We start from the raw sequence: 12,500 nt of genomic DNA on the forward strand, positions 1-12,500 counted from the left end.
GGGAACGCCCTATCTCTAGGGTTGGCAGAGGATGTCAAGACCTGGTAAGGTTCTTCGCGTTGCTTCGAATTAAACCACATGCTCCACCGCTTGTGCGGGCCCCCGTCAATTCCTTTGAGTTTCAGCCTTGCGGCCGTACTCCCCAGGCGGAGTGCTTAATGCGTTAGCTGCAGCACTAAAGGGCGGAAACCCTCTAACACTTAGCACTCATCGTTTACGGCGTGGACTACCAGGGTATCTAATCCTGTTTGCTCCCCACGCTTTCGCGCCTCAGCGTCAGTTACAGACCAGAGAGTCGCCTTCGCCACTGGTGTTCCTCCACATCTCTACGCATTTCACCGCTACACGTGGAATTCCACTCTCCTCTTCTGCACTCAAGTCCCCCAGTTTCCAATGACCCTCCACGGTTGAGCCGTGGGCTTTCACATCAGACTTAAAGGACCGCCTGCGCGCGCTTTACGCCCAATAATTCCGGACAACGCTTGCCACCTACGTATTACCGCGGCTGCTGGCACGTAGTTAGCCGTGGCTTTCTGGTTAGGTACCGTCAAGGTACGAGCAGTTACTCTCGTACTTGTTCTTCCCTAACAACAGAGCTTTACGACCCGAAGGCCTTCTTCGCTCACGCGGCGTTGCTCCGTCAGACTTTCGTCCATTGCGGAAGATTCCCTACTGCTGCCTCCCGTAGGAGTCTGGGCCGTGTCTCAGTCCCAGTGTGGCCGATCACCCTCTCAGGTCGGCTACGCATCGTCGCCTTGGTGAGCCGTTACCTCACCAACTAGCTAATGCGCCGCGGGTCCATCTGTAAGTGATAGCCGAAACCATCTTTCCATCTCCTCTCATGCGAGAAAAGAAACTATCCGGTATTAGCTCCGGTTTCCCGAAGTTATCCCAGTCTTACAGGCAGGTTACCCACGTGTTACTCACCCGTCCGCCGCTAATCTCAGGGAGCAAGCTCCCATTGATTCGCTCGACTTGCATGTATTAGGCACGCCGCCAGCGTTCGTCCTGAGCCAGGATCAAACTCTCCGATAGAATTTGACTTGCTCATGTTGTACTTTTTTAATAGTGTGTACTCACTTAAAAAATTAACGTTGGCGTTTCTGTTTTGTTTAGTTTTCAAAGAACTATGTTGTCTTAGCGACATTTGTTATCATAACATGACTTTTCAAAGTCAGTCAATAACTTTTTTAAAATATTTTTTTACGTTAGAAATTAACTTTAGACATCTACTTCCATCTTCATTAACTTCTCGGCACCTACTAAAAAATCATTTGTAGAATTCTTAGTAGGAATTACAATGTTACTATTTTAATATAAAAAAGTCAACATCTTTTTAAAAGTACTTTTTATCAACTTTTATTATTCGTTAACTTCTTAAAAATCATCTATTTGGCTAGAACCCCTTAACGGGAATTACAATACTACTATTTCAACATAAAGAAGTCAACATCCTTTTGAAAAAACTATACTCTGATGAAACTTTTTTTGTATGTCGCCTTACTATAACGAACAAGATAAGAGAAATCCTTTATATTTCTGAAATAAAAATACAAGTGAACGGAGACTTAATGAATGGAACAGATTAAACAGTTGCTGCGCGATTACGGCTATCCTGAAGAAGAGATTCCCAATGTATTGAAAGAACTCGGAACAACAGACTATGAACAGATAGAAAAAAGCATCATGCCTTATCGCGACATAACAGCTAATAGAGATAACCAAGACCGATTCTAGTTTTACGAGCCCCCACCTTAAGGAAGGTGAACAGGAAAGCCTAATGAGCAGGTGGGGGGAGTTCAAATTACAACGTCAACCACGTTCTTCCTCTTCAGCCTCAATGTATTTAAATGCTGTTTACTTCTCCTTTGTATAGTGAAGAATGATTATGAGGTGATAAAGATGGAGATTTTTTTAATTTTGGGCAGTATCATCGCTCCCGCACTAATGATTATACTTCAAAGAAAATGGTTTATATTTCGGATTATTTTTCATGTAGCAGCGATTTTATCAGCACTTATTTTTGGGAATATCGCTTCTATCTCCATTCATCAAATCATCGAAGATCAAACAGTATTCATGACCAATATCCACGCTTTATTTCTCAACCCTCTTTTCTTACTAACAGGGGCATATTTAGGCGTATATCTACTCTATACACTTACTTTACATACATTGAATGATATCAGTCATTCAAATTAAAAAGCGGATTTATTTTGCTACCGTCTTCCAATTACTCTTCAGTTTTCTTGGGCCTTCTTTATTTGAAAGGAAGATATATCCCGTCACTATGCGCACAAGTTCCCCCTCCGCTAATCTGAAGAAATCAGACAAAAAACGAAACATCCCAAGGATAAACCGAAGAAAGAACCAAGTATCGCCAGTCGAATGGCGTAGTGGCACCGACCTTGCCCTTTTGAAAGACTGTTTTTCTCTCAAAAGTTGCTCGCCCAAGTTTCACCCCTGCACCTTCCTGTGGAAGTTTGTAAGTGGAATGTTTGCGAGAAAGAACCCCACTGGCTTCAGCCGTGGGAGTGGTCAGATAATACAAGGTATGATAAGCATAGGGCTTTATAACAGACCGTAATAAGCTTCTACAAAGGGGCTGGTTGCTTTGCATAGACGTAAAAATATGCCTCTCATCCTTATTTTGTGTGTTTTCTTGCTCATATTCCTTGTCGTCAATGCTATCCGCAACATTAAAGTTTACATTGTATATAGTTCAGGTATTATGCCTTTATTATTGATAGGGCTCATAATCTTAGTTGTTGCTATTCTTTGTTTTAGACGTTCCTGAAAAAGAACCAAAGGGACTTTCCCTTCCTTTTCTTATTTCCTAGATTTTGTTCTTCAAAGCTTTGGTAAGGGACATTTCCCTTGTCTAATTCCCTCATTTTGTCCTTCACAACTCTGATGAAGGACATTTTCCTGACTGGATTTCTCACTTTTGTCCTTCACACCCCTGATGAAGGACATTTCCCTGGCCAGATTTCTCATTTTTGTCCTTCACAACCCTAATGAAGGACATTTTCCTGACCGGATTTCTCACTTTTGTCCTTCACAACTCTAATGAAGGACATTTCCCTAGCCGGATTTCTCATTTTTGTCCTTTAACTCACTTTAAAGACAGCAAAAAAGGAATGTCTAAGGAGAATAATCGTTCAACTAAACGGAGGGGCCGCCCCGAAAGCCATTTTTCATGACTTTTGTGGCAGCGCTTTTTTATTCCCACGAAAATGAATCACACTCAATACTCAAACAAGCTACGAATAGTTCACCCCCTAGGCAGCATAATAAAAGGAAAAGGAGGCGATTTTGTGGAAAAAGAGGTTATCATCGAAGAATTAAATACTTTATTAAGAGGTACATATATGGGAATACGTTCGTTTGAACATTATATCCAAAAGGTAGACGATGAGAAGATAAAGAAAACATTTCAGTCTATGCAGGAGGATGTAAAGCTGAGTGCTCAACAAATAGCGGAACGTATTCAGAATCTAGGTGGAGTTCCGGCCGACGATGAAGGTGTCTCTGGATCCATGCACAGCTTTATGCATAAAGTCATGCTTCCTGATGATACAAACAAGATTATTAAGGACGCCTTAGAAGGATTAGATAACTACGGCGTTCAATATTCCGAGGAACTTGTAAAGGGCGATTTAGATCCGGAGAGTAAAAAAATCGCTGAAAAAGTGATTGATACTAGCCGAAGACAGGTTGAAGAATTACGGCATTTATTACATTAATAATCCCGTCAAATTAATATTTTTCACTAGAAGGAATCAACGCTGATTCCTTCTAGTTTTATTTTTCGAAAAAAGTGGGCACAAGCCAACGCAAAGAGCCCTCACCTTGTATCCACTATATCTAACATTTGTTAGTATATAGTATGTCTAACTGAAAGGAGGAAAAGGCCCAGTGGATAACAAACTAGCATTGCTATTGATTGGTACAGGGGCTTCGTTATGGGGAATTATCGGTCTATTTGTAACATCTCTTTATGAAATGGGCTTTTCGCCGATACAGGTTGTTACAATTCGCGCCTTATCCGCAACTTTATTTTTAGTGCTTTATATCATTTTTAAGAATCGCCAGCTTTTAAAAATCAAAGTAACTGATAGTAAATATTTTATTGGAACCGGCATTTTTAGTTTTGTCCTGTTTAATTGGTGTGTGTTTAGCGCGATTAAAGAAACATCTATTTCAGTTGCAACCATTCTTCTTTACACAGCACCTGCCTTTGTCACTATTTTTTCAAGATTCATTTTTAAAGAATTACTAACGACACGAAAGATTTTAGCCTTACTTATAACATTTATTGGTTGCTCATTTGTTATTGGCATACTCCCAAATACGAATGAATCTATCTCACTATATGGACTCATTCTTGGACTTGGTTCAGGTCTTTTTTATGCGCTATACAGTATATTCGGGAAATTTGCACTCAGAAAATACAACTCTTTAACTGTTACTGCCTATACGTTTTTGTTCGCAGCTATTGCAGTAACCCCTTTTAGTGGATTGTGGCTCGTGGTTCCTTTATTTGCAGATATAAAAGTATGGGTATACATAATAGGTCTTGGCTTTCTCTCAACCATGCTGCCCTTTATTTTTTATACAAAAGGATTAAACACAATAGAATCAAGCCAAGCATCTATAATCGCTACAATCGAACCGGTCGTTGCATCTCTAGTAGGTTTTTTAATTTTCCACGAAAAATTGAATGTATGGCAATACTTCGGGATATTTCTAGTTATTGCGGCTGTCATTATTGTTCAAGAAACATCAAAAAAGACTAAAAAATCCGTGATTTCTAATGAATTATCCCTATAAACGACTCATTATTAGCTGAGTCGTTTATTTCTGGACTTCATAATGAAGTTCAACAAATTGATTGAAACGCTTAATACCTTTTAAAGACAACTCCAAATGAAGATCATCTTCTTTAAATAACGGAATACCGTTGCCTATTAAAGTTGGAGCCACTGTCAGTATAAGTTCATCGATTAATTTTTCCTTTAAAAAAGAATGTAACAATTCTCCCCCACCAACAACCCAAATATTTTTTCCTTCTTGTTGTTTTAGTTCATTAGTGAAGCCAACGATATTATCCTTAACAAATTTGACCTCTTCATTATCCCCGGTTGCAGATCTCGAAAAAACGTAGCATTCCTTATCCTTGTAAGGGAAATCCCCTGTTACATTTTTCAGAATCCAATCGTACGTTCTTCTGCCCATTAAAACGATATCTATCGTTTCATAAAACTCCGAATAACCATTATCCCCTTCGCCTTCAACCTTATATAGCCAATCTAAAGATTCATCTTTTGCAGCGATATAGCCATCCAAACTCGCAGCAATGAACAAGACTAATTTTCGATTGTTTTTCATTATATCCTCCTTTTTTACAATGGTTCCCACTCCACATTCTAATCTACTTCGACAAATTCCGGGGAGTGACAGGCACCTCAAAATCAAAATCAAAATCATTTATAGGTGTATAAAAAATTGATAGTTTGGTAATGATAGAGATAAGGAAGTTATCTTAAAGGAGGCAAAATGATGTCAAGAGAAAGCCAATTAGTGTTGTCTAATTTCATTGATAAAAACCAATTTAATCTAAACTCTTACCTCACATGTTTGTTTCATCAATTTTATAATAACCTTCCTAATCAACCTAAGAAATAAGATAAATTTACCCTATTATTATTATTATTGGTTAAAAACCAAAACCAACCGGATATAAATGATATAAATAACAAAAAACTACCAATAACAATCAATAAAAGTATTTGAATTTTCTGAAAACTATTGTTATAATAAAAAAAAGGTCAAGGAGTTGATTTTCAATGAAAAAGAATTTGCTTAGCACACCAACAATTAATGAGGTAAATATCATGGATTCCGAATTTGCTGAAATGGTGTTAAACAAAGTCCTTTGTGATTTCCGAAAAGAGCAACTTCGAATAGAGATCGATCGATCATTAGAGAATCGAAACAAAGAAGAATTCCTACGATTAACAGAAGAATTAAAACGTATTTCTTAAATCTGTTATATACATCGAAATGATTTTAAGATAAAACAGCGTAAGAAGCCTGGACAAGGCTTCTTTTTATTGTCCCTTCTCTTTTGCAAATAAAACGTTAAATATATTTGTGTTTTGCTATAATGATAGAGTTATGATGACTCGAGGGACAATAGTACACTTGCATTGGCAATTCCCCACTTGAAAAGTTCAGTATTTTCAACTATATTAACAAACAATATATTAAGTTAGGGGTATATACATGGTAAGGAAAGTTGTATCAGCAATGGAAGTTGCTAAATTGGCAAATGTATCTCAATCGACGGTATCACGGGTGTTTACACCGGGAGCAAGCGTCTCAGAAAAAACAAGAAAGAAAGTATTGAAAGTAGCAGAAGAATTGGATTATCAACCTAATGCATTAGCAAGAGGACTCATTACAAGAAAAACGAATATGGTTGGCCTAGCAATGAAAGATATCCAGAATCCCTTCTATCATGAAGTTTTAGGGATATTTACAAAAAGGCTAAGAGCACAAGGATATTCCGTGTTATTTGTGTATACGGAAAATGAAGAAATTCAACAAGAAGAAATTAATCATTTCTTAGAATACAACGTAGAAGCTGTTATTGTAACGGATGCCCTTCTCTCTTCAAAAGTTGTGGCAAAACTTCAAGATTATGATATTCCTGTCACATTATTCAACCGACATGATAAAAATTTATTATGTAATTCTGTCAGCTGTGACAATATCAGCGCTGCCAACGAAATTGCTGCCTATATTTACGAAAAAGGGCATAGAGATATCGTTTTTATTACAGGGAGAATTAATACATCCACAAGCCAAGACAGACAGAAAGGATTTACAGACTTTTTTAAAAATAAAGGGATCGATATCACGATATTAGAAGGAGATTACACATACGAAAAGGCCTTTAATCTTACAAAAAATATGCTGGAAACTGGACATAGACCTGAAGCCATTTTTGGAGCTAATGATATAACAGCTTTAGGCGCGTTAGATGCGCTAAAGGAAAAAAATATTTCTGTTCCAGATGAGACAATTGTAATCGGATTTGATGATATAAAAATGTCATCTTGGCCTAATTATGCCCTATCAACTTGGGTACAGCCTATAGAGCAAATGGTTGACGAAACCATTCATTTATTAATGTCCGATTCAAATCATAACCAGTATCAAACAGTTAAACTAAAGGGTCACTTTATTCATCGCAAAACCACAAAATAGTATGAAAATTTTTTATATTGACAATTGTAAACGTTTACCTTAGTATTCTATACAAGCGATGATAAATCATGTTTTTGCATACGGATGCAAAAACTTAAACCTCTTTGCATACGTATGCAAATTCTTTTTTTCTCAGTTTTGCATACGTATGCAACACATTATAAAAAAGGGAGAGATTGTAATATGGCAATTTATTTAAAACAAGGTAAAGTAGCGGAAGATATTCAAAAGGACGATGCAAAGGTTTCTGAAATAGTTAGTTCTACTATTAAGAAAATTGAAGAAGAAGGCGATAAAGCTATCAGAGAATTATCGGAAAACTTCGATAAATGGAGTCCTGAAAGCTTTCGTTTAACGGAAGAGCAAATCGAGGAAATCTGTGCTTCTATTCCGGCACAAACTGTAGAAGATATTGAATTTGCCCAAAACAATATTAGAAGATTTGCAGAAGAACAAAGAAAATCTATGGCAGATATTGAAGTAGAAACAATGCCAGGTGTTATTCTTGGACACAAGAATATTCCAGTAAACAGTGTCGGCTGCTACATTCCTGGAGGACGTTATCCAATGGTTGCTTCCGCACATATGAGTGTACTGACGGCTAAAGTAGCAGGTGTTAAAAGAGTCATCGCCTGCACTCCACCGATTAATGGAGAGATTCCAGCTGCAACGGTCTATGCAATGCATAAAGCTGGAGCTGACGAAATTTATATTCTTGGCGGAATCCAAGCGATGGCTGGAATGGCAATCGGTACAGAAACAATTGAACCTGTAGATATGATCGTTGGACCTGGCAACGCATTTGTTGCTGAAGCAAAACGTCAATTATATGGCCGCGTTGGTATCGACTTATTTGCCGGCCCAACAGAAACACTAGTTGTTGCTGATGAAACAAGTGATCCGGAAATGATTGCAACAGACATTCTAGGACAAGGTGAACACGGACCAACTTCACCAGGAGCATTAATCACAACTTCTAAAGAAATTGCTGATGAAACAGTTAAAGAGATTGAAAGACAATTACAAATTTTGCCTACAGCTGATGTAGCAAGAGTGTCTTGGGAAGACTATGGACAAATCATTTTAGTTGAAGACGAGCAAGAGGCTTTAAAAGAGGCAGACCGATTAGCATTCGAACATGTTGAAATCCTTACAAAAAACCCTGATTTCTTCTTAGAGAATATGACAAATTACGGCTGCTTATTCTTAGGACCTGAAACGAATGTTGCTTACGGAGATAAAGTAATCGGAACAAATCATACGTTACCTACAAAAGGTGCAGCAAGATATACTGGCGGACTTTGGGTAGGTAAATTCTTAAAAACGGTTACATATCAAAAAGTTACATCACCAGAACAAAGTGCCTATATTGGTGAATACGCAGCTAGACTTTGCCAATTAGAAAACTTCGCTGGTCACGCTGAACAAGCATTACTACGTGTTCGCAAGTACGGAAATAAAGAATAAAGGAATATCTGGTCCTTTATATACAGAAGGTAGGTAGCTTATATGATAAGTATGTTTGGGTTAATTGGAGGCTTAATTTTATTAACCGTTCTCGTCATGAGAGGCATGAATCTACTAATCGTTGCTCCAATCTCAGCACTGTTCGTAGCAGTGCTGAACGGAGTGCCTCTATTCCCGCAGTTTGCGGCTAAAGGAGAAGTAGATTTTATTACTGGTTACATGAGTGGCTTTGCAGGATTCATCACATCCTGGTATTTGATGTTCTTAGCAGGTGCTATTTTCGGTAAAGTTATGGAGGATAGCGGTGCCGCAGAAAGTGTATCACATTGGATTGTTTCAAAAATCGGAATGAAACACGCTGTGCTCGCTGTCGTTCTTGCCTGTGCAGTTTTAACATACGGAGGCGTTAGTTTATTCGTCGTAGCTTTCGCTGTATATCCAATGGCAGTCAGTTTATTTAAAGAAGCAAATTTACCTAGAAGATTTATACCAGCAGCATTAGCTTTTGGTTCTACTACGTTTACTATGACTTCTGCAGGATCACCTGAAATTCAAAACTGGATTCCTATTCCTTACTTACAAACAAGCCCGTATGCAGGATGGGAAGTTAGTTTAATTACAGCTGTATTTATGCTTATATTCGGATATATCTGGCTCATGAAAATGATTAAAAAAGCTGTTAAAAATGGCGAGCATTTTATTGAAAGAGAAACAGATAATACCGAGATAAGAACAAACTTACCACATCCATTATTAAGTTTAATTCCTTTATTAGCTGTTCTTATCGTGGCATTTATTTTCCATGAGTCGTTAGCCCAATCTGCTTTGATTCTTGCCCTACTAAGCGGTATTATTGCCACATGGTTATTAAACAGAAAATATTTCAGGAACTTTTGGGATGCAGTTAGTGAAGGAACAGCTGGTGCACTTATTGCGATTGGGAATACGGCTGCGGTAGTTGGCTTTGGAGGAGTTGCCAAAATAACACCTGCATTTAGCACGGCAGTTGATTTCATGACGAGCATTCCAGGATATCCATTAATCGGAGGAGCTTTAGCCGTTATGGTTATCGCCGGATTAACAGGTTCTTCATCCGGTGGTCAATCCATTGCACTCCCTATTCTTGCTCCGCACTATTTAGATTTGGGAGTTAACGCAGAAGCCCTGCATCGAACGGTATCCATCTCATCTGGTACATTAGATTCATTACCTCACGGGGGATATGCTGTAACAACAATTAGAGCCATCGCTGGTGAAACACATAAGGACGCGTACCCTGCATTTGGTGCGATGACAGTAATTGTACCAATTGTGGCAGTAGTTCTTGCTGTTATCTTGTTCTCGATTGGTTTGGGGATTTAAGTTAGAAATAAAAGAAAGCGCTTTTACTTTCTTATTCTTATTCATAAAGCCGTATGTAGCGATGCTGCATACGGCTTTTATGTGTGCATTAAAGTTACCGTCAGAAAAGCCAATGTCTTAATGACCTGATCAAGGAAGAAATAAAAATCATCCTTAACGGATGGTTCTCTCTGCGACCGAAAGCCTTTGTTACTGACCGAACCTCAAAAAGATCTGCTCTTTGCTTCCATTTCTTTTTCTTTACCTCTTATCTGTGAATAGATTAATATATTCCATCATACCTAATTATTCTGCGACTGTATCATCTTGAATCTGATTATGTATACGTTCTTCTATTACCTTCTTGTTTCTTCCGAATGTTGCCACATACTATCTGGGTACACTAGAATTTTTGTGACGATTACATCGTATTTTAGTGCGTGGAGTATTTTTTTAATGCCTTTCATGATTTTGCTATATATTACTTATCTTCTGTATTTAGAGAAGTTTTTAATACTACGCTGAAAGCCCTTTGAATCCTAGGCTAGTCCTAGGGTTTTCCTTTTTCATAAACAAAAAAACAGCCCCCTACTACTTGGGGCTGTTCGCTTTTGCCTGGCAACGTCCTACTCTCACAGGGGGAAACCCCCAACTACCATCGGCGCTGAAGAGCTTAACTTCCGTGTTCGGAATGGGAACGGGTGTGACCTCTTCGCCATCATTACCAGACATTATGTAGAAGGATTGTTCCTTCAAAACTAGATAATAGGGAAAGACTATCATTGAAATAATTGGTTAAGTCCTCGACCGATTAGTATCAGTCAGCTCCACGTGTCGCCACGCTTCCACCTCTGACCTATCAACCTGATCATCTTTCAGGGGTCTTACTAGCTTGCGCTATGGGAAATCTCATCTTGAGGGGGGCTTCATGCTTAGATGCTTTCAGCACTTATCCCGTCCGCACATAGCTACCCAGCGATGCCTTTGGCAAGACAACTGGTACACCAGCGGTGCGTCCATCCCGGTCCTCTCGTACTAAGGACAGCTCCTCTCAAATTTCCTGCGCCCACGACGGATAGGGACCGAACTGTCTCACGACGTTCTGAACCCAGCTCGCGTACCGCTTTAATGGGCGAACAGCCCAACCCTTGGGACCGACTACAGCCCCAGGATGCGATGAGCCGACATCGAGGTGCCAAACCTCCCCGTCGATGTGGACTCTTGGGGGAGATAAGCCTGTTATCCCCGGGGTAGCTTTTATCCGTTGAGCGATGGCCCTTCCATGCGGAACCACCGGATCACTAAGCCCGACTTTCGTCCCTGCTCGACTTGTAGGTCTCGCAGTCAAGCTCCCTTGTGCCTTTACACTCTACGAATGATTTCCAACCATTCTGAGGGAACCTTTGGGCGCCTCCGTTACCTTTTAGGAGGCGACCGCCCCAGTCAAACTGCCCACCTGACACTGTCTCCCACCCCGATCAGGGGTGCGGGTTAGAATGTCAATACAGCCAGGGTAGTATCCCACCAACGCCTCCACCGAAGCTGGCGCTCCGGCTTCACAGGCTCCTACCTATCCTGTACAAGCTGTACCAAAATTCAATATCAGGCTGCAGTAAAGCTCCACGGGGTCTTTCCGTCCTGTCGCGGGTAACCTGCATCTTCACAGGTACTATAATTTCACCGAGTCTCTCGTTGAGACAGTGCCCAGATCGTTACACCTTTCGTGCGGGTCGGAACTTACCCGACAAGGAATTTCGCTACCTTAGGACCGTTATAGTTACGGCCGCCGTTTACTGGGGCTTCAATTCAAAGCTTCGCTTGCGCTAACCTCTCCTCTTAACCTTCCAGCACCGGGCAGGTGTCAGCCCCTATACTTCACCTTGCGGTTTCGCAGAGACCTGTGTTTTTGCTAAACAGTCGCCTGGGCCTATTCACTGCGGCTCATCAAGGCTATAAACCCTAATGAGCACCCCTTCTCCCGAAGTTACGGGGTCATTTTGCCGAGTTCCTTAACGAGAGTTCTCTCGAACACCTTAGGATTCTCTCCTCATCTACCTGTGTCGGTTTGCGGTACGGGCACCCTACATCTTGCTAGAGGCTTTTCTTGGCAGTGTGGAATCAGGAACTTCGGTACTCTATTTCCCTCGCCATCACAGCTCCGCCTTCATGGAAACGGGATTTGCCTCGTTTCCGGCCTAACTGCTTGGACGCGCATATCCAACAGCGCGCTTACCCTATCCTCCTGCGTCCCCCCATCGCTCAAACGATGTATAGGTGGTACAGGAATATCAACCTGTTGTCCATCGCCTACGCTTTTCAGCCTCGGCTTAGGTCCCGACTAACCCTGAGCGGACGAGCCTTCCTCAGGAAACCTTAGATATTCGGTGGAAGGGATTCTCACCCTTCTTTCGCTACTC

The 12,500-nt window shown here is 40.4% G+C and carries 9 protein-coding genes and 3 rRNA genes (2 of these 12 only partly in view); 8 read left to right on the plus strand and 4 right to left on the minus strand.

Translation table 11 applies throughout. The features are described 5' to 3' along the window. Positions 1 to 1,035, minus strand: a 16S ribosomal RNA gene (locus BAOM_RS22335) (it extends 515 nt beyond the left edge of the window). Between the two features lie 540 nt (positions 1,036 to 1,575). Between BAOM_RS22335 and BAOM_RS24680 the strand changes: the two genes are divergently transcribed. The 4 genes from BAOM_RS24680 to BAOM_RS22350 all read left to right on the plus strand — a co-directional run bounded on the left by BAOM_RS24680 (position 1,576) and on the right by BAOM_RS22350 (position 4,833). After that, complete coding sequence (locus BAOM_RS24680) at positions 1,576 to 1,737, plus strand: hypothetical protein (protein ID WP_164853315.1); 162 nt, start codon at positions 1,576 to 1,578, stop codon at positions 1,735 to 1,737. A 165-nt stretch (positions 1,738 to 1,902) separates the two neighbouring features. Further along, complete coding sequence (locus tag BAOM_RS22340) at positions 1,903 to 2,202, plus strand: transposase (protein ID WP_127762168.1); 300 nt, start codon at positions 1,903 to 1,905, stop codon at positions 2,200 to 2,202. Between the two features lie 1,115 nt (positions 2,203 to 3,317). Then, entirely contained in the window at positions 3,318 to 3,746 is a 429-nt protein-coding gene (locus BAOM_RS22345; RefSeq protein ID WP_257467490.1) for a PA2169 family four-helix-bundle protein, read from the plus strand. Between the two features lie 172 nt (positions 3,747 to 3,918). Beyond that, positions 3,919 to 4,833, plus strand: a complete 915-nt coding sequence (locus BAOM_RS22350) for a DMT family transporter (protein ID WP_127762170.1) — start codon at positions 3,919 to 3,921, stop codon at positions 4,831 to 4,833. A 24-nt stretch (positions 4,834 to 4,857) separates the two neighbouring features. Here the strand turns inward: BAOM_RS22350 and BAOM_RS22355 are convergent, their stop codons facing one another. Continuing rightward, positions 4,858 to 5,391 carry a dihydrofolate reductase family protein gene (locus BAOM_RS22355; RefSeq protein ID WP_127762171.1) on the minus strand — a complete coding sequence of 178 codons (534 nt, stop codon included), beginning with the start codon at positions 5,389 to 5,391 and terminating at the stop codon, positions 4,858 to 4,860. A 458-nt stretch (positions 5,392 to 5,849) separates the two neighbouring features. On the opposite strand from BAOM_RS22355, the gene BAOM_RS22360 reads away from it, so the two are divergent. From BAOM_RS22360 to BAOM_RS22375, 4 genes are all read left to right on the plus strand, one after another. Next, the gene (locus tag BAOM_RS22360; RefSeq protein WP_127762172.1) at positions 5,850 to 6,047 is read left to right on the plus strand and encodes an IDEAL domain-containing protein; all 198 of its coding nucleotides are present in this window, start codon (positions 5,850 to 5,852) and stop codon (positions 6,045 to 6,047) included. 241 nt (positions 6,048 to 6,288) lie between these two features. After that, complete coding sequence (locus BAOM_RS22365; protein ID WP_127762173.1) at positions 6,289 to 7,275, plus strand: LacI family DNA-binding transcriptional regulator; 987 nt, start codon at positions 6,289 to 6,291, stop codon at positions 7,273 to 7,275. Positions 7,276 to 7,458: 183 nt separating this feature from the next. Next, the gene (hisD, locus tag BAOM_RS22370; RefSeq protein ID WP_127762174.1) at positions 7,459 to 8,742 is read left to right on the plus strand and encodes a histidinol dehydrogenase; all 1,284 of its coding nucleotides are present in this window, start codon (positions 7,459 to 7,461) and stop codon (positions 8,740 to 8,742) included. A 42-nt stretch (positions 8,743 to 8,784) separates the two neighbouring features. Next, on the plus strand, positions 8,785 to 10,104 hold the full coding sequence (locus BAOM_RS22375) for a GntP family permease (protein ID WP_127762175.1): 1,320 nt from the start codon (positions 8,785 to 8,787) through the stop codon (positions 10,102 to 10,104). A 592-nt stretch (positions 10,105 to 10,696) separates the two neighbouring features. Here BAOM_RS22375 and rrf read toward each other — a convergent pair. Together rrf and BAOM_RS22390 are read right to left on the minus strand one after the other, a co-directional pair. Next, positions 10,697 to 10,812, minus strand: a 5S ribosomal RNA gene (rrf, locus tag BAOM_RS22385). Between the two features lie 62 nt (positions 10,813 to 10,874). Beyond that, positions 10,875 to 12,500, minus strand: a 23S ribosomal RNA gene (locus tag BAOM_RS22390) (it continues 1,307 nt past the right edge of the window).

It is taken from the genome of Peribacillus asahii (assembly GCF_004006295.1).
GTDB classification, from domain to species: domain Bacteria; phylum Bacillota; class Bacilli; order Bacillales; family DSM-1321; genus Peribacillus; species Peribacillus asahii_A.